General features: G+C 70.9%; 15 protein-coding genes, 1 pseudogene and 1 riboswitch. Of the genes and pseudogenes, 9 read left to right on the top strand and 7 right to left on the bottom strand.

What is annotated here, in order from left to right; translation table 11 throughout:
- The 5 genes and pseudogenes from AB0D53_RS15410 to AB0D53_RS15430 form a co-directional block, all read left to right on the top strand.
- Positions 1–171 (top strand): annotated as a pseudogene (locus AB0D53_RS15410) (4-hydroxy-3-methylbut-2-en-1-yl diphosphate synthase); the annotation flags it as partial.
- Positions 172–197: 26 nt separating this feature from the next.
- Positions 198–2,099 (top strand): 1-deoxy-D-xylulose-5-phosphate synthase, encoded by a 1,902-nt coding sequence (dxs, locus tag AB0D53_RS15415; RefSeq protein WP_362445684.1) that lies wholly within the window; start codon positions 198–200, stop codon positions 2,097–2,099.
- Complete coding sequence (locus AB0D53_RS15420; RefSeq protein WP_362445687.1) at positions 2,096–3,493, top strand: aspartate aminotransferase family protein; 1,398 nt, start codon at positions 2,096–2,098, stop codon at positions 3,491–3,493. Before dxs ends, AB0D53_RS15420 begins: the two co-directional genes overlap by 4 nt.
- 61 nt (positions 3,494–3,554) lie before the next feature.
- Entirely contained in the window at positions 3,555–4,163 is a 609-nt protein-coding gene (locus tag AB0D53_RS15425; protein ID WP_329819106.1) for an XRE family transcriptional regulator, read from the top strand.
- Between the two features lie 31 nt (positions 4,164–4,194).
- Complete coding sequence (locus AB0D53_RS15430) at positions 4,195–4,362, top strand: DUF6126 family protein (RefSeq protein WP_177328335.1); 168 nt, start codon at positions 4,195–4,197, stop codon at positions 4,360–4,362.
- A gap of 22 nt (positions 4,363–4,384) precedes the next feature.
- Here the strand turns inward: AB0D53_RS15430 and AB0D53_RS15435 are convergent, their stop codons facing one another.
- Entirely contained in the window at positions 4,385–5,197 is an 813-nt protein-coding gene (locus AB0D53_RS15435) for a tyrosine-protein phosphatase (protein WP_362445692.1), read from the bottom strand.
- A gap of 225 nt (positions 5,198–5,422) precedes the next feature.
- Here AB0D53_RS15435 and AB0D53_RS15440 point away from each other — a divergent pair, with 225 nt between their 5' ends.
- The 3 genes from AB0D53_RS15440 (at position 5,423) to AB0D53_RS15450 (ending at position 9,947) form a co-directional block, all read left to right on the top strand.
- Positions 5,423–7,519: an alpha-galactosidase gene (locus AB0D53_RS15440; protein ID WP_362445695.1), complete on the top strand. Its 2,097-nt coding sequence runs from the start codon at positions 5,423–5,425 to the stop codon at positions 7,517–7,519.
- 297 nt (positions 7,520–7,816) lie between these two features.
- A riboswitch (cyclic di-AMP (ydaO/yuaA leader) is annotated at positions 7,817–7,973 on the top strand.
- A gap of 3 nt (positions 7,974–7,976) precedes the next feature.
- Positions 7,977–8,912 (top strand): LysM peptidoglycan-binding domain-containing M23 family metallopeptidase, encoded by a 936-nt coding sequence (locus AB0D53_RS15445; protein ID WP_362445698.1) that lies wholly within the window; start codon positions 7,977–7,979, stop codon positions 8,910–8,912.
- A 189-nt stretch (positions 8,913–9,101) separates the two neighbouring features.
- A complete protein-coding gene (locus AB0D53_RS15450; protein ID WP_362445701.1) occupies positions 9,102–9,947 on the top strand; it encodes an SGNH/GDSL hydrolase family protein in 846 nt (281 codons plus the stop codon).
- A gap of 6 nt (positions 9,948–9,953) precedes the next feature.
- Here the strand turns inward: AB0D53_RS15450 and AB0D53_RS15455 are convergent, their stop codons facing one another.
- Genes AB0D53_RS15455 through AB0D53_RS15480 form a run of 6 tightly spaced genes read right to left on the bottom strand, consistent with a single transcriptional unit; the run spans position 9,954 to position 16,148 of the window.
- On the bottom strand, positions 9,954–10,862 hold the full coding sequence (locus AB0D53_RS15455; protein ID WP_362445704.1) for an STM4011 family radical SAM protein: 909 nt from the start codon (positions 10,860–10,862) through the stop codon (positions 9,954–9,956).
- Between the two features lie 8 nt (positions 10,863–10,870).
- Positions 10,871–12,229, bottom strand: a complete 1,359-nt coding sequence (locus AB0D53_RS15460; protein WP_362445707.1) for an STM4012 family radical SAM protein — start codon at positions 12,227–12,229, stop codon at positions 10,871–10,873.
- Positions 12,226–13,041: an STM4013/SEN3800 family hydrolase gene (locus AB0D53_RS15465; protein ID WP_362446410.1), complete on the bottom strand. Its 816-nt coding sequence runs from the start codon at positions 13,039–13,041 to the stop codon at positions 12,226–12,228. The genes AB0D53_RS15460 and AB0D53_RS15465 overlap by 4 nt, the downstream gene beginning before the upstream one ends.
- Positions 13,042–13,078: 37 nt before the next feature.
- Positions 13,079–14,233, bottom strand: a complete 1,155-nt coding sequence (locus tag AB0D53_RS15470; protein ID WP_362445710.1) for an STM4014 family protein — start codon at positions 14,231–14,233, stop codon at positions 13,079–13,081.
- A complete protein-coding gene (locus AB0D53_RS15475; protein ID WP_362445713.1) occupies positions 14,214–15,185 on the bottom strand; it encodes an STM4015 family protein in 972 nt (323 codons plus the stop codon). Before AB0D53_RS15475 ends, AB0D53_RS15470 begins: the two co-directional genes overlap by 20 nt.
- Positions 15,186–15,191: 6 nt before the next feature.
- Entirely contained in the window at positions 15,192–16,148 is a 957-nt protein-coding gene (locus AB0D53_RS15480) for an STM4015 family protein (RefSeq protein ID WP_362445716.1), read from the bottom strand.
- 191 nt (positions 16,149–16,339) lie between these two features.
- Between AB0D53_RS15480 and AB0D53_RS15485 the strand changes: the two genes are divergently transcribed.
- The gene (locus AB0D53_RS15485) at positions 16,340–16,666 is read left to right on the top strand and encodes a hypothetical protein (RefSeq protein ID WP_329819096.1); all 327 of its coding nucleotides are present in this window, start codon (positions 16,340–16,342) and stop codon (positions 16,664–16,666) included.
- Positions 16,667–16,682 lie beyond the last annotated feature (16 nt).

The following is a 16,682-nucleotide window of genomic DNA, read 5'->3' on the forward strand; positions in this document are numbered from 1 at the left end:
GGTGTGGCGTCGGGCAATGGCAAGGGGCAGATCTTCGTGAAGGGCGAGGTCATCAAGACCGTGCCGGAGTCGAAGATCGTCGAGACGCTGATCGAGGAAGCCATGAGGATCGCCGAGGACATGGCAGAGGCGGGGACGCCGTCGGGGGCTCCCGCCGTCACCGTGAGCTGAGACGGAACCAGAGAGGGGGCCCGAGCGTGACGATTCTGGAGAGCATCCGGGGGCCGCACGATCTCAAGGCGCTGAACGGAGCACAACTCGGCGAACTCGCCGAGGACATCAGGCAGTTCCTTATCCGGGCGGTGGCCAGGACCGGCGGTCATCTGGGGCCCAACCTCGGGGTGGTGGAGCTCTCCATCGCCCTGCACCGTGCCTTCGACTCGCCCGCCGACCGCATTCTCTGGGACACCGGCCACCAGAGCTATGTGCACAAACTGCTCACCGGGCGGCAGGACTTCTCCAAGCTGCGCGGCAAAGGGGGCCTGTCCGGATACCCGTCCCGGGAGGAGTCCGCGCACGACGTCATTGAGAACTCGCACGCCTCGACGGTCCTCGGCTGGGCCGACGGCATCGCCAAGGCCCATCAGGTGCTGGGACGGAGCGACCACGTCGTGGCCGTCATCGGCGACGGGGCCCTCACCGGCGGGATGGCCTGGGAGGCGCTCAACAACATCGCCGCCGCGCGCGACCGGCCGCTGATCATCGTGGTGAACGACAACGAGCGCTCCTACGCCCCCACGATCGGCGGCCTGGCCAACCACCTCGCCACCCTCCGTACCACCGACGGATACGAGCGCTTCCTCTCCTGGGGAAAGGAGATGCTCCAGCAGACCCCCGTCATCGGACAGCCGCTGTACGAGTCGCTGCACGGCGCGAAGAAGGGGTTCAAGGACGCCTTCGCACCGCAGGGCATGTTCGAGGACCTCGGGCTCAAGTACGTCGGGCCGATCGACGGCCATGACATCGCGGCCGTCGAATCGGCCCTGCACCGGGCGAAACGCTTCCACGGCCCGGTGCTGGTGCACTGCCTCACCGAGAAGGGCCGCGGCTACCCGGCCGCGCTCCTGGACGAGGCCGACCGCTTCCACACCGTCGGCGCGATGGACCCGCTGACCTGCGCCCCGCTCGTCCCGGCCGGTGGGCCCTCCTGGACCTCGGTGTTCGGCGACGAGATCGCCGCGATCGGTGCGGAGCGGCCGGACGTGGTGGCCATCACGGCGGCGATGCTGCACCCCGTCGGACTGACGAAGTTCGCCGAGGCGTTTCCCGACCGGGTCTGGGACGTCGGTATCGCCGAGCAGCATGCCGCCGTGTCCGCGGCCGGACTGGCCACCGGCGGGCTGCACCCGGTCGTCGCCGTCTACGCCACTTTCCTCAACCGGGCCTTCGACCAGCTGCTGATGGACGTCGCGCTGCACCGGTGCGGGGTGACCTTCGTCCTCGACCGGGCCGGCGTCACCGGTCCCGACGGGGCCTCGCACAACGGCATGTGGGACATGTCCGTGCTCCAGGTCGTCCCCGGCCTCCGGATCGCCGCCCCGCGCGACGCCGGGGAACTCCGCGCCCAGCTCCGCGAGGCCGTCGACGTCGACGACGCGCCCACCGTGATCCGGTTCCCCAAGGAGTCGGTGGGGGAGCCGGTCCCGGCGGTCGGCCGGATCGGCGGTATGGACGTGCTGCACCGGGCGGACGACCCCGACGTACTGCTCGTCGCCGTCGGCGTGCTCGCCCCGGTCTGCCTGAAGGCCGCCGATCTGCTGGCCGGGGCCGGCCTGCGCTGCACCGTCGTCGACCCCCGCTGGGTGAAACCGGTCGACGAGGAACTGCCCCCGCTCGCCGCCCGGCACCGGCTGGTCGCCGTCGTCGAGGACAACAGCCGGGCGGGGGGCGTCGGTTCGGCGGTCGGGCAGGCGCTGCGGGACGCCGGGGTGGACGTACCGCTGCGGACGTTCGGCATCCCCGAGCAGTTCCTCGCGCACGGCAAGCGCGCCGAGGTACTGGCCGACATAGGGCTCACCCCGGTCGAGATCGCCGGACGGATCAGCGCAGCACTGGCCGCCAAGGAGGCGGCGACGAGGACCGAGGAGAGCGGGGAATGAAGGACGACGGGCCCAAGGGCTTCGACCTGGCGCGGCTCCTCGCGGAGCGCGGCGCCGAGCGCTACGAGCTGCACACGAAACACCTCAACCACCAGCTGCCCCGGATGCTCCGCACCATCGGCTTCGACAAGGTCTACGAACGGGCCGAGGGCGCACACTTCTGGGACGCGGACGGCAACGACTACCTGGACATGCTCGCCGGATTCGGCGTGATGGGCCTCGGCCGGCACCACCCCGTCGTACGCAAGGCCCTGCACGACGTCCTCGACGCCTCGCTCGCCGACCTCACCCGCTTCGACTGCCAGCCGCTGCCCGGACTGCTGGCCGAGAAGCTGCTCGCGCACAGCCCGCACCTGGACCGGGTCTTCTTCGGCAACAGCGGCACGGAAGCGGTCGAGACGGCCCTGAAGTTCGCCCGCTACGCCACCGGCAGGCCCAGGATCCTCTACTGCGCCCACGCCTTCCACGGCCTGACGACCGGCTCCCTCTCGGTCAACGGGGAGGACGGATTCCGGGACGGCTTCGCCCCCCTGCTGCCGGACACCGCGATCGCACTCGGTGACCTCGACGCGCTGCGGCGTGAGCTGAAGCGCGGTGACGTGGCGGCACTGGTCGTCGAGCCGATCCAGGGCAAGGGCGTCCACGCCGCGCCCCCCGGCTTCCTGCGCGAGGCGCAGGAACTGCTGCACAAGCACAAGGCCCTGCTCATCGCCGACGAGGTGCAGACCGGACTCGGCAGGACCGGCGACTTCTACGCGTACCAGCACGAGGCGGGTGTCGAGCCCGATCTGGTCTGTGTGGCCAAGGCCCTCTCCGGCGGCTATGTGCCGGTCGGGGCGACCCTGGGCAAGGACTGGATCTTCCGGCGCGTCTACTCGTCCATGGACCGGGTCCTGGTCCACTCCGCGAGCTTCGGCTCCAATGCCCAGGCGATGGCGGCCGGGCTCGCGGTCCTCACGGTGATGGAGGACGAGGAGACCGTCGACCGTGCGCGCCGCACCGGTGAGCTGCTGCGCGACCGGCTGACCGCACTGGTCGGCCGCTACGAGCTGCTGCACGAGGTGCGCGGGCGCGGACTGATGATCGGCATCGAGTTCGGCCGGCCGTCCTCGCTCAAGCTGCGCAGCCGCTGGACCATGCTCCAGGCGGCCCGCAAGGGGCTCTTCGCGCAGATGGTGGTGGTGCCGCTGCTCCAGAAGCACCGCATCCTCACCCAGGTCTCGGGCGACCACCTGGAAGTGATCAAGCTGATTCCGCCCCTGGTGATCGACGAGTCGGACGTCGACCGGTTCGTCACGGCGTTCACCGCTGTGATGGACGACGCACACAGCGGCGGTGGGCTGATGTGGGACTTCGGCAGGACACTGGTGAAGCAGGCGGTCGCCAACCGCTGACCGCTTTTGCCTGAGAGGCAAGATATTTGCCTCTCAGGCAGGATCCTGGCCCAATGGGTACATGAATCCTCCAGACGGAGGGGTGGCCGACGAGCTGCCCGGAGTCGCGCCTCGCCTGCGCGACCTGCGCCGGAGCCGTGGTCTCACCCTGGAGACCGCCGCTCAGCGGGCCGGGCTCTCGCCCGCCCATCTCTCCCGGCTCGAAACGGGTCGCCGCCAGCCTTCGCTGCCGATGCTCCTCGGTCTTGCCAGGATCTACGGTACGACGGTCTCCGAGCTGCTCGGCGAGACACCCCCGGAACGTGACGCGATCATCCGCGGCGGGAAGTTCGAGGGAGCCGAGGCGGACGGCTGGATGTACCGGCAGGCAGGCGGTTCCGGCAGGGCGATGCAGGCGCTCCGCGTCCGGGTTCCGCAGGCCGCGCAGAGCGATCTGGTGCGGGTCCATCCCGGCGAGGAATGGCTGTACGTGCTCGCCGGGCACCTGAGGGTCTGGCTCGGGGACACCGTGCACGATCTCGCCCCCGGGGACAGCGCGCACTTCGACTCGCTCACTCCGCACCGGATCACCGCCGTCGACCGCGACGGCGCCGAGCTGCTCTTCGTCCACACCCTGCTGCAGAGCCCCGCTGCCGAGCTGTGCCTCGGCAGCGGCATCCACCGCCGCTGAGACCGGTCTCCGGTCGCCAGAGAGGACCGTCATGTCCGATTCGGAGAACTTCGACCCGCTCGGGTCGACCAAGAAGTACGAGGCCCAGGAGCGCAAGTTCCCGCGCGGCGTGGTGATCCGGCTGTTCGCCTACCTCATCGCCGGACACATCTTCGCGGCCTTCCTCTACCTGCTCTTCGCGGTGGCCGGCAAGGGCTGACCACCGCGACCGGGGCTCGCGGCTACGCCTCGTCGAGGAGCCGGCCGCGCAGCCGCTCACGGGTCCCGGGGGTGAGCCCCAGGCCCTCGGAGAAGTAACGCTCCGTGCTGCCCCAGGTCTCGTCGATGGTGGCGAACGCCGCGGCGAGGTATTCGGCATGGGCGCCGAAGAGCGGATTCAGCAGTTCCATCACCTCGGCCGACATGCCGTCCGCCGAGGTGTCGCTGCGGCGCACCTTGTAGCGCCGGTGGGTGTCGTTGGACTTGAGGTAGTCGGCCTCGATGGCGTCGCGCTCGACGCCGACCGCGAGCAGGGACACCGCGATCGACAGGCCGGCCCGGTCCTTGCCCGCCGCACAGTGCATCAGGGCGGGCACACTGTCCTCGGCCAGGGCGTGCAGTACCCGGCTGTGCTCGGCGGTGCGGTCCTGGATGATCGAGCGGTACGAGGCGATCATCCGGTTCGTTCCCTTGCCGTCGCCGAGGATCGAGCGCAGCTGCTCGGTGTCGCCGTCGCGGACCATGTGCCAGAACTCCGCACCGTCCGCCGGGTCGGAGAGCGGGATGCTCACATTCCGTACGCCGGGCAGCTCCACGTCCAGACCGTCGAGCCGACGGTCGGCGGCGTTGCGGAAGTCGAAGATCGTGTGCAGACCGAGGCCGCCGAGGAAGGAGGCGTCCTCGGCGGTGGCGTGTGCCAGGTGACCACTGCGGAAGAGCCGCCCGTGCCGCACCCGCCGGCCGTCCGCGGTGGGCAGCCCGCCCACATCGCGGAAGTTGCGGACACCCGCCAGCTCGGGTTCCGTCGACGGTACCTGCGGCAACTGCTGCGTCACAGCGACTCCTGGGGTGTCCGGTGCCGACGCGGGTCGTCGGCGAGGCGACTTCCGCGACGATACGACATTGGTTCCTCAGGCAATCATCTCGGCCTTTCCCTGTCGATACCCGGGCGAACTCCGTTGCCCGGGCGGTGAATCCGCCCGGTGAATTCCTGGCAAGTCCGTTGCCCACGTCCCAACGATGGTCGATGATGTGCGGAACTGTTGGAATGTGGGGATGCGATGATCGAGACGGGCAACACCGGCCGGACCTGGCTGCTCACCGGGGCGAGCAGCAGCTATGCACTGCGGCTGACCGGACAGGACGAGCTGGTCCATCTGCACTGGGGGCCGAGGATCTCCCTCGCGGCGGCCGAGGCGCTGGCCGCCGCGCCGGAGCTCCCCTTCAGGGCCTTCGAGTCCCATCTCGACGGCCGGGAGGAGTATCCGGTGGAGGGCGGACCCCGGTTCGTGCGCCCGGCGCTCTCGGTGCGTACCCCCGAGGTCCGGGGCACCGAGTGGGCCTTCACCAACGCCTCGGTGGACGGGGACGAGCTGCGGCTCGGCTTCACCGACTCCGTGCACCGGCTCGCCCTCACCCTGCACTACCGGATGCGGGACGACTCCGACGTCGTGGAGCGCTGGGCCACCGTCGCCCATGCGGGACCGGACGGCCCGCCGCTGGAGCTGCTGCGCGCCGACGCGGCCGCCTGGTCGCTGCCGGCCCGTGACGGCTGGCGGCTGAGCCGGCTGCATGGACGCTGGGCGGCGGAGTCGCGGCTGGAGCGGGCGGAGCTGCTCCACGGCGAGAGCGTCGTCTCCAGCCGGCGCGGCCACACCGGGCACCAGTACCTGCCCTGGGTGGCCCTGGACGCCGACGGCGCGGCGACGGAGGAGAGCGGTGAGGTGTACGGGTGTGCGCTCGGCTGGTCCGGCTCGTGGCGGATCTCCGTGCAGCGGCTGCCGGACGGGCTCGTGCAGATCACCGGCGGCGCCGGCTACGACGACTCCGGACTGCTGCGGCTCGCACCGGGGGAGTCGTACACCACACCCGTGTTCGCCGGGCTGTGGAGCGGCCAGGGGTTCGGCGGTGCGAGCCGCGCCTGGCACGCCTGGCAGCTGGCCCATGTGATCCCCGACGCGGAGCGGTCGCGGCCGGTGCTCTACAACTCCTGGGAGGCGACGGGCTTCGACATCTCGCTGGACCAGCAGCGTGCCCTCGCCGTGCGCGCCGCCGCGATGGGCGTCGAGCTGTTCGTGGTGGACGACGCGTGGTTCGGGCGGCGGACCAGCGACCGGGCCGGGCTCGGCGACTGGACGCCGAATCCGGACCGCTTCCCCGACGGGCTGAAGCCGCTCGCCGACGAAGTGCACGGGCTCGGCATGCAGTTCGGAATCTGGGTCGAACCGGAAATGGTCAATGCCGACAGTGATCTCTACCGCACGCACCCCGACTGGGTGCAGCACTTCCCCGGGCGGGCGCGGACGGAGTACCGCAACCAGCTGGTGCTCAATCTGGCCCGCCCCGATGTGCAGGAATACCTCTGGGAGCAGCTGGACACGCTGCTCTCCGAGACGCCCGTCGACTATGTGAAGTGGGATTTCAACCGTTGCTTCACCGATGCGGGCTGGCCGGGCGAGGAGTACCCGCAGAAGCTCTGGATCGAACATGTGAACGCTCTGTACGCGCTGATCGACCGGCTCAGGGCCGCGCATCCCTCGGTCGCGTTCGAGTCCTGTTCGGGCGGCGGTGGCCGGATCGACCTGGGGATCCTGTCCCGTACGGACCAGGTGTGGACCTCCGACAACACCGATCCGCTCGACCGTCTCGCCATCCAGGAGGGTTTCGGGCACATCCATCCGGCCCGGGTGATGGCCGCCTGGGTCACCGACAGCCCGAACCACCAGCTCAACGGCAGGGTCAGCTCGCTGCGCTTCCGTTTCGTGAGCGCCATGGCCGGTGTGCTCGGGGTCGGCGGGGACCTCACCGAATGGAGCGAGGAGGGGCTGGCCGAGGCGCGGACCTGGGTGGAGCTCTACAAGAAGATCCGGCCGGTCGTGCAGCACGGCGCGCTGTACCGGCTGCGCGAGCCGCGCGGCGGACTCGGTGCGGTCCAGTACGTCCACGGTGAGGAGGCCGTGGTCCTGATGTGGCTGGAGGCGCAGCGGTACGGGGAACGGCCCCCGGCTCTGCGACTGCGCGGGCTCGACCCCGCGGCGACGTACACCTGCCTGGACACGGGGGCCGTGCACCACGGTTCGGCGCTGCTGCACCAGGGGCTGCACAGCGGACTCCGGGGGGATCTCGACGCACGGGTGCTGCGCCTGCGGAGGGTGTGACAGAAGGGGCATGTCCGTAATGCGAGCTTTTGCCTGAACATCGCCCGTTTGTACGGGAGATGATCGCCGCCTCGTGAGCGGGATCATATCCGTGACGGTGTGTGGCGACAGGGAAGTCGGGCATTCCGTGCGCCGTGCGGAAAGCCAAGATCCGTAATCCACGGAGGGTGACCGGAATTCCGCGCCGATTTCCCCGGCGCGGAATCCGTGATGGAACCCGCCGCTTGTTCTCGTCGTCCCGACTCGCTTACGGTCACCGTCAATCCGGACGGACCGCCTAATCCTGCCGCCGCCCGGAATTCGTACCCACTCATCGCGTGGCAGGAGCGGGGGAACCAGGTAAGTCGCCGACCGGAGAAATCCGGCCGGCTCGGGGTGAAGTCGCACTCGGTGCGGCCGGGCATCTCCAGCCCGAACCCGACAGCTCACCTCGCAGGCGCCGGAGAGGAAATACGTCATGCCCATATCGGGTAAGCACCGCCGTACGAAGATCGGTCCCGTCGCCCGTGGAGTCGCCGCGGTCGGCGCCGGTGGCGCCGTCATCGCACTCCCGCTGCTCGGCGCCACCGGTGCCCACGCCGCGGAGCAGGCCGCCCCGGCCGCCGCCCCGCAGTCGGCCACCGCCGCCACGCAGGCCCAGCCGGTCACGCAGAAGCAGGCCGCCACCACGACGTACTCCGTCGTCTCCGGCGACTACCTGTCGAAGATCGCCGCCGAGCACAAGATCAAGGGCGGCTGGCAGCAGCTGTACCAGGACAACCGCAAGGTCGTCGGCGAGGACCCCAGCCTGATCTTCCCGGGCATGAAGCTGACCCTCGGTGCCAAGGCGGCCGGCAACGCCGCGCCCACCGGCGCCGGCACCGGCTCCGCCCTCCCGTCGAAGGCGCCCTCCGCCGCCGCGGCCGCTGAGAAGTCCGCCCCGGCCAAGTCCGTGACCGCCGCTCCGGAGACCAAGGCGGCCTCCGCCCCGGCCGCCAAGAGCAGCAGCTCCGGCTACGTCCACCCGGTCCCCGGCAACCACACCACCAACTACCGGGCCTCCGGCTCCAACTGGTCCAGCGGCAGCCACACCGGTATCGACTTCCCCGTCGCCACCGGCACCAGTGTGAAGTCCATCACCTCCGGCACCGTCGTCGCCGCGGGCTGGGGCGGCGCGTACGGCAACCAGGTCGTCATCAAGCACGCCGACGGCCACTACTCGCAGTACGGCCACCTGTCCTCCGTCTCCGTCTCGGTGGGCCAGGGCGTGAGCGCCGGCCAGCAGGTCGGCCTCTCCGGCGCCACCGGCAACGCCACCGGCCCGCACCTGCACTTCGAGGTCCGCACCGGCCCGGCGTACGGCTCGGACATCGACCCGATCGCCTTCCTGGCCTCGCACGGCATCTACGTCTGAGCCGAACGGCCGGGCAGCTGAGCGACACAGCATGACCTGAGCGACACAGAAGGGGCGGTGCGCGGCGGCGCACCGCCCCTTCTGCTTATTCCCCCTTTACCAAAACCTGACCGGGTGGTCTATCTCACCACCCGTCAACCCCTTATTACGGTCGCGTAGGTCACATTCGGCGGTGCAGGATAAGCGTTTGTGGCAGACGATTCGAGAAAAAACCAACGTGGCGTCAACAACGGACAGGGCGTCATCGGGTCGTACGCGGCGATTGGCGACAGCTTCACCGAGGGAGTCGGCGACCCCGGCCCGGACGGGACCTTCGTCGGCTGGGCGGACCGTTTCGCGGTACTTCTCGCGGACCAGCTCCCGGATTCCGATGCGGCGGCGGGCAGCGAAGGCTCCGCGCACGGCAATTTCAGGTACGCCAATCTCGCCGTACGAGGACGCCTCCTCGACCAGATCGTCGAGGAGCAGGTGCCGCGCGCCAAGGAGCTCGCACCCGACCTGGTGAGCTTCTGTGCGGGCGGCAACGACATCATCCGGCCGGGCACCGACCCCGACGACGTGGCCGAGCGCTTCGAGCGCGCCGTCGCCGAGCTGACCGGGGCGGTCGGCACGGTCATGGTCACCACCGGCTTCGACACCCGTGGCGTTCCCGTGCTGCGCCATCTGCGCGGCAAGATCGCCACGTACACCGCCCATGTCCGGGCCATCGCCGACCGCTACGACTGCCCGGTCCTCGACCTGTGGTCGCTGCGTTCCGTCCAGGACCGGCGTGCCTGGGACGACGACCGACTCCACCTCTCGGCCGAGGGACACACCAGGGTCGCGCTGCGCGCCGCCCAGGTCCTCGGCATCGACGTGCCGGCCGACCCCGACCAGGAATGGCCCCCGCAGGCGCAGCGCGGCACCCTCGAAGTACGGCGCGACGACATCCACTGGGCACGCGAGTACCTGGTGCCGTGGATCGGCCGGCGGCTGCGCGGCGAATCCTCCGGCGACCACGTCGAGGCGAAGCGGCCGGACCTCCTGCCGCTCTAGACCGTCTCAAGCGGTCCCGCCTGACGTGTCCGGAGCCCGGACACGTCCGGCGGGCTGCGGCGGCAGCGATGCCGGTATCCGCTCCAGCACACCGCCCGCGAAGACGTCGTACAGCGGCAGCGTCTCCAGATGCACATAGCCGATGTGGCAGTCGCAGACCGCCAGCGGACAGGCACGCGGACCGAGGGCCCGGCGGTAGCTCCCGTCATAGAGATTGCCCAGCTCGGCCGGGACGAAATGGCAGCGCCGCACGGTGCCGTCACCGTCCACCGAGACGACCGACTCACCGGTCCTGCAGGGCAGCCCGGCCGACCGGTGCGGATGCCGGCTGTACGGGAAGAGCGGGTCGATGGCCGTCCAGCGGTCCGCCTCCTCGTCCGTGTAGGTGTGGCCCTCCGCCGCGTTCACCCAGAGATAGACGTCCTCCGGCAGCGCGGCTCGCAGCCGCCGCGCCTCGTCGAGATGGTCGTCGAGCCCGACCACGCCGACACTGTGCCGGATGCCGAGCGCGGTCAGCTCCCGGCACTTGCCGAGGAACCGCTCGTACGGCGTCTGCCCCGGGTGGTACGTGCACCACAGCGCGATCTTCTCGCGACCCGCCTCACCGGCCTCGGCCAGCCACCCCGTACGGCTGCTGATGTTGGTCTGGATCGCGAGCCGCCGGATGTGCGGCAGCTGCGCCAGCTCGACCAGCGCACGGCGGTACCAGGAGCGGACCAGCCCCTCGCCCCACGGCGTGAAAAGCACCGAGATCCGGTCACCGGTCTGCGCCGCGGCCCATGCCGTGAACCGCTCCAGCGCGGCACGGTCGGCCCGCAGCTGCTCCGGGCTGTCGCGCCGCTTGGCGAACGGGCAGTACGGACAGTCGTAGTCGCACGAGGCGAGCGGGCCGCGGTAGAGGATCGTCAGGTCCATGGGCGCGCTCACTTCAACTCGTACGCGGCCATCGCGGCCCGTACGCCGGGGGAGAACAGTTCCGGGCCCAGCGCGTCGGAGTGGGCCAGACCCTCGGGGGAGAGCCGCAGCAGTCCGGACGCCCCGGCGGACGCATCCAGCCAGCCGCGCGCCTCGAACCGGGCCAGATCGAGGGGGAAGTCGTCGGCCGGCGAGGTGCCGAACCGCTCCCGGTAGTCGGCCAGGCACAGCCCCTCCGCCTGGAGGACCGACTGCAGGAGGTGGCGCCGGCGCGCCTCGTCACCGTCGACGTACCGCCCGACCTCCGCGCGGGAGAAGTCCTCGGTGGCCGCGTAACCGTCGATGATCGCCCGGACCTCCCGCATCTCCACCGCGTAGTCGAAGGAGTAGTGCAGCTTCGTGGTGTACGAGCGGGCACCGCACCCGAGGCCGATCATGCCGTCGGTCTGGCACGCGTAGTCGTCGGGTCCGTCAGTCCGCGGGGCGTCGGCGCGGCGGAACATCCGCATCGAAACCTGCTCGTAGCCATGGGCCAGGAGATGGTCCCGGCCCGCGCGGTACAACCGCAGCCGCTGCTCGTCCCAGGCCGCGTCCGCCGCGGCCTCGCTGTCGGCACCGAGCCGTCCCAGTCCGGTCAGCGGGCGCACGTACAGCGGGTAGAGGTACAGCTCCTCCGGCCGCCAGCCGAGCGCCGCGTCCAGCGAGGCGCGCCAGCTGTCCTCGGTCTGCCCGTCGATGCCGTAGATCAGGTCGATGTTCAGGACCGGGATGCGGGCGTCACGTATCCGGTCCAGGGCCGCCTCCACATCGGCCCGCCGCTGAGGGCGCACGGCGGCCCGCGCCTCGGCCTCCACGAAGCTCTGCACGCCGATGCTGATCCTGGTCGTCCCGCGGTCGGCGAGGACGGCCAGCCGGTCGGCCGTCGCGGTCGACGGCGACGTCTCGACCGACAGCGGGACGGACCGCAGATCGGCGCCCATCCGCTTCTCCGCGATGTCGCAGAGCCGCTCCAGCTCCGCCGCGGTCAGGAACGTGGGCGTACCCCCGCCGAACGCGGCCGCGGCGAAACGCACCGGCTCCTCGTCGCCCAGCGCCTCCCGGACCGCGATGGCCTGCCGGTCCAGCGCGTCGAGATACCGGGTCGTCAGCTCGTCCGGGGCGCCGATCCGGGTGAAGAGATTGCAGAAGCCGCACCGGACCTCGCAGAACGGTATGTGCAGATAGAGCGAGAGCGCGTCCTTGCGCTCGGCCGCCCACAGCTCGCGCAGCGCCGGCCGGTCGGCGAGCGGCCGGTAGGCGGTCTTGTGCGGGTAGGCGTAGACATAGCTCCGGTACGGCCGGGTGGCCGGCACGGCGGTGGTGCTCATGGTGCGATATCCCCCGGTTCCAGGAAGAAGTGCGCGTACGGAACGGTCCACACGGACTCGTGACCCAGCCGGTGACCGGTGTAGCCGTCGTCCCCGTACGCCGTGCCGTGGTCCGAGCAGACGATGGCGAAACAGCGACGGCGGCTGCTCGCGGCGGCGAAGAGCCTGCCGATATGGGCGTCCACGTACTCCAGGGCCGCGGCGTGCGTGTCGCGGGAGTCGCCCGCCTCGCGGGTGGCGCCCGGCCGGTGGAACCAGTTGGGCTGGTGCAGTGCGGACACATTGACGAAGAGGAACAGCCTCTGCTCCTGGGGGAGTTCGGCGACGACCTCCTCCGCACGGGCCACCTGCGCCTCGAAGGAGGTGGGCGACGCCACGCCGAACTCCGGTTCCCAGTGGCTCTCCTGGAACATACCGGGCAGCACGGAACCGAGCGGCGCCTGCTTGTTGAAGAAGCCGACACCGCCGATGCACACCGTGCGGTAGCCCATGCCGGCGAGGCCGGAGAGCAGATCCGGCGTGTCGAAGACGAAGGTGCCCGAGGCGGTGGACTCGCTGCCCGCGAAACGCGCGGCGAACAGCCGCGGATGCGGCCCCCGGCCCGCCGGCGTCGGCAGGAATCCCGCGAAGATCGCCTGGTGGGAGGCGTAGGTGAAGCTTCCCGGCGCATGCCGCTTCTCCCAGACGCCGTCCGGCAGATGGCGTGCCAGATGAGGGATGCGGCCCGCGGCGGCGAGCTCCTGGGCCACGTCGTGGCGCAGCGTGTCGAGGGTGACGAGCAGCAGATCGTGGCTGCCCACGATTTCGCTCATGTCCGGGTTCTGGGCGTCCACGGGGGCGCGCCGGGCGTCAGGCAGTGGCGGTTGCACGGTGGTTCCTTGCTGTGTTCATTACGGCGGCGACCTGCGCCGCGTAGGTGTCCAGGTCCTCGGCGCCGCTGCCCGGAAGCCCGGTCAGCCGCGGCAGGAGATCCCCGAAGGCGTTGACCTCGCCGACGGCGAAGCGCCGCCAGCCGGTCGCGGGCAGCAGATCGACGCCCACGCACAAGGTGTCCGGGAAGCACGCCGCGGCCCGTTCACACACGGCCAGGGCCTCGCCCCAGCTGCCGCCCGCCGCCTCGACGGCGTCACGGACCTCGCCGAGATCCCCGCGCTCGCCGCCGAGGTGGAGGTTGGTCATGGGGGAGCGGCTGGTGCGCACCACGGCGTGGGTGGCCCGGCCCGCCACCACCACGACCCGCAGATCCGTCGCCCGGCCCCGCCGGGTGGCCTTGGGCAGCCAGCGTTCGATGTGCAGGCCGTCCGGTGCGAGCGCGTCGACGAGCGCCGCGATCTCCCGCTCCGTCGTGACGCGCCGCACCCGCAGGGAGTTGAAGAGCCGGCCCGACGTGTCACGCTCCACCGACGTGGTGGCCCGGACCCGGCCGGGCCCGGCCGTCTCCACGGCCAGGACCCCCGAGGCGGACGAGCCGTGCGCGAGCTTCACGAAGACCCTGGGCAGGCCGCGGTCCGCCATCCGTTCCCGTACGTCCGCCCAGTCCCGCACCACGGGCGCCGCGGCCCCCGAGGTCGGCGAGGCCGGGACCGGCACCCCGGCGCCGTCCAGCACGGCATGGCAGAGCCGCTTGTCGAACAGCACCGCCACATCGCCGGGATCGTCGAGCAGCACGGCACCGGCGGCGGCCGCCGCGCGCGCCACCTCCCGTACGGCCGAGGTGAAACGGACGTACCAGAGGGCGGTCCCCTCGACCCGGGTCGGATCCCCGACCGCGCGGAGCAGCCGCTCCACCTCGGCGTCCTCACCCGGGGAGTCCATCCGGACGGTCTCGCCGGGCAGGAATCCGGCTTCGCCGCGCAGGACGTCGAGCCAGGACACGACACGCGCCGCCGGCAGCCCGGCCGCGCGCACGGCGTCCTGGAAGAGTGTGACCCGGCGGTTGCCGGGCACTCCCACGACGGCGAAGCGCGGCGCCGGGCCGGGCGTACTACTCGCCGACGGCGACATAGCGGTCGACGTCCTCTTCCGGGTCCCAGTACTCGACCTCGTCGATCTCGGTGTTCACCCGGCCCGGACCGAGGAGGTCCCTCATGCGGTCCACCAACGGGTCGCTCATGTAGTGGTGGTGCAGGTCCAGCGAGGTCAGGTGGGTGAGCGGCTGGCCCGAGAGCAGCGCTTCGGCCCCTTCGTCACCCAGGGTCCCCATCGAGAGGGAAAGCGTCTCCAACTGGGCGACGACCGGGGCGGAGGCCACGGCGGCGGCGATCTCGTCCTGGATCTCGCTGTTCCGCAGCCCCAGGTGGCGCAGAGCGGGGAACGTCGCACCGGACAGGAGCGGAGCGAGGTCCTCGATCCCGGCGTCACCGCCGTACTCGGTGACGCCGAGCCAGAGGTCGAGGCGCTCCAGCGCGGGCAGCTCGGAGGCGCCGACCGCCCGCACGAGCGCGGACGGGAGCCCGCCGGACTCGAACCGCAGCGACTTGAGCGAGGTGTGCCGCACCGGCCGCAGACCCAGCGAGGACCCTTCGGAGCCCGGCTCGCCGCAGCCACGGACCGTCAGTTCCTCCAGCTGCCCGAACGCCTCGACCACCGGCGTCACATCGCACATCTCCAGCCACGACACCTCGCACTCCTCGCTCACGACGTCGGCGAGGAAGAGCGCCCGCAGGGCCGGGAAACGGTCCGCGTGAGCGACCAGCAGATCGACGACCGGGGCGAAGGACTCGTACTCCTCCTGCCACCAGGGGCCGATCAGCAGGGCCCGCACCCGCGTCGTGTCGACCGTGTCGACGAAGTGCTGCCACAGCGGGCCGAACGTCAGATCGCCCTGCCAGGCACTCTCCAGCCGCCACGCCACCGAACCTGCCTCCGGCAGCGGTGTGCCGGAGGCCCGGCCCGGACCGGACAGGGTGTGGACGGGCAGGCCGTGGAACGACTCGGGATGCTCGATGTCAGTCATGGCGGGTCACTCCGAGGCCGAGGTGTAGCGGCCTTCGACGCCGCGGTCGCCCCAGGGCTTCTCGCGCTCCGACACGTCGACCCGCACGCCGTGGGGCTTCAGCGTCTCCTTGATCCGGCGCTCCATCGGCTCGGTCATGAAGTGGTGGTGCAGATCGAGCTTTTCGAGATGGGTCAGCGGCTGGCCGTCCAGCAGCGCCGCCGCGCCCTCATCGCCCATGGTGCCGTTCGACAGGTCGAGGACACGCAGCTGCGCGACGACCGGGGCGCTCGCGACCGCCGTCGCGATCTCGTTCTGCAACTCGCTGTTGCGCAGACCGAGATGGGTGAGCCGGGGGAAGCGGGTGCCCGAGAGCAGCGGGGCCAGGTCCGCCACATCGGCGTCGCCCCCGTACGCGGAGACGCCGAGCCAGAGGTCGAGCCGCTCCAGCGCGGGCAGCTCGCTGTCCAGAAGGCCCCGGATCACCACGACCGGCAGACCGCCGGTCTCGATGGTCAGCGAACGCAGCCGCTCGTGCTTCGTGGGGGAGAAGACCAGGCCGGTGCCGCCGCGCACGCCCAGTTCGAGCAGACCGGGGAACGCCTTCAGCAGTGTGGTGACATCCGTCTGCTCGATCCAGGAGATCTCGTTCTCCTCCGAGATCATGTCGCCGACGAAGACGGCCTCCAGCGAGGTCAGCCGGTCGGCGGCGGCGATGATCAGATCGATCGGGTAGGACGAGTCCTCCTCGTACGACTCGCCCCACTGACCGACGATCAGGGCCCGCACCCCGGCCGGGTCGACCGCCTTCAGGAACGCCTGGAAGGCATCCTCCCAGGTCATCTCGGATTCGTCGTCGTACGGATCGACCGAGATGCGCCACGCTGCGGCGTCGACGGCCTGCACGGGCACCTCACCCGCCGCGTGCTGGAAGTCGACAGTGGGAAGGCCGAGCAACTCGTGCAGATGGTCCACACCGGACATGACCGTGAGCTCCTGGTACTGGGGAAACGGCTGATGCCCACAAGGTTTATCAAGCCGCACTGACAACGGGGTGACCGGGACCGCCGCGACGGGGCGCAGGTCCGGCCGGCCGGCGGTCGATTGTCAGACCCGCCCCGTAGCGTTTTCTCCGTGGCCGGCACAGCGGGTGCGGCCATCGAGGGGAGACGTCTGTGTACCGGCAGGGCGATGTACTGATCGTGTCGTTGGACGAGTCGGCGGTGCCCGCGCACCTCGTGGACGCGCCGGGTGAGCCGAGGGACGGCAGGGGCCGCATGGTCCTCGCGCTGGGCGAGGTCACCGGCCATGCCCACGCGGTCCAGGGGCCGGGCCGGCTGATGCGCGAGGCGGGGGTGTTCGGGCCGATGCTGCTCCACCTCCCCGAGGGCGGCCGGGTGGTGCACGAGGAGCACGCGGCGATACCGCTGTCCAAGGGCTGGTACCGCGTGGTGCGCCAGCGGGAGTACACACCGGGCGCGGTCCGCATCGTCGCGGACTGACGGCGGCCGGGGAAGG

Source organism: Streptomyces sp. NPDC048295, from assembly GCF_040652135.1.
Taxonomy (GTDB): Bacteria; Actinomycetota; Actinomycetes; order Streptomycetales; family Streptomycetaceae; genus Streptomyces.

Bases quoted from the DNA above. Each gene is read 5' to 3' on its own strand.
- AB0D53_RS15420 (WP_362445687.1), top strand. From the start codon at position 2,096: ATGAAGGACGACGGGCCCAAGGGCTTCGACCTGGCGCGGCTCCTCGCG.
- AB0D53_RS15430 (WP_177328335.1), top strand. From the start codon at position 4,195: ATGTCCGATTCGGAGAACTTCGACCCGCTCGGGTCGACCAAGAAGTAC.
- AB0D53_RS15460 (WP_362445707.1), bottom strand. From the start codon at position 12,229: ATGAGCACCACCGCCGTGCCGGCCACCCGGCCGTACCGGAGCTATGTC.
- AB0D53_RS15475 (WP_362445713.1), bottom strand. From the start codon at position 15,185: ATGACTGACATCGAGCATCCCGAGTCGTTCCACGGCCTGCCCGTCCAC.
- AB0D53_RS15465 (WP_362446410.1), bottom strand. From the start codon at position 13,041: ATGAGCGAAATCGTGGGCAGCCACGATCTGCTGCTCGTCACCCTCGAC.
- AB0D53_RS15455 (WP_362445704.1), bottom strand. From the start codon at position 10,862: ATGGACCTGACGATCCTCTACCGCGGCCCGCTCGCCTCGTGCGACTAC.
- AB0D53_RS15425 (WP_329819106.1), top strand. From the start codon at position 3,555: ATGAATCCTCCAGACGGAGGGGTGGCCGACGAGCTGCCCGGAGTCGCG.
- AB0D53_RS15470 (WP_362445710.1), bottom strand. From the start codon at position 14,233: ATGTCGCCGTCGGCGAGTAGTACGCCCGGCCCGGCGCCGCGCTTCGCC.
- AB0D53_RS15445 (WP_362445698.1), top strand. From the start codon at position 7,977: ATGCCCATATCGGGTAAGCACCGCCGTACGAAGATCGGTCCCGTCGCC.
- AB0D53_RS15440 (WP_362445695.1), top strand. From the start codon at position 5,423: ATGATCGAGACGGGCAACACCGGCCGGACCTGGCTGCTCACCGGGGCG.
- AB0D53_RS15480 (WP_362445716.1), bottom strand. From the start codon at position 16,148: ATGTCCGGTGTGGACCATCTGCACGAGTTGCTCGGCCTTCCCACTGTC.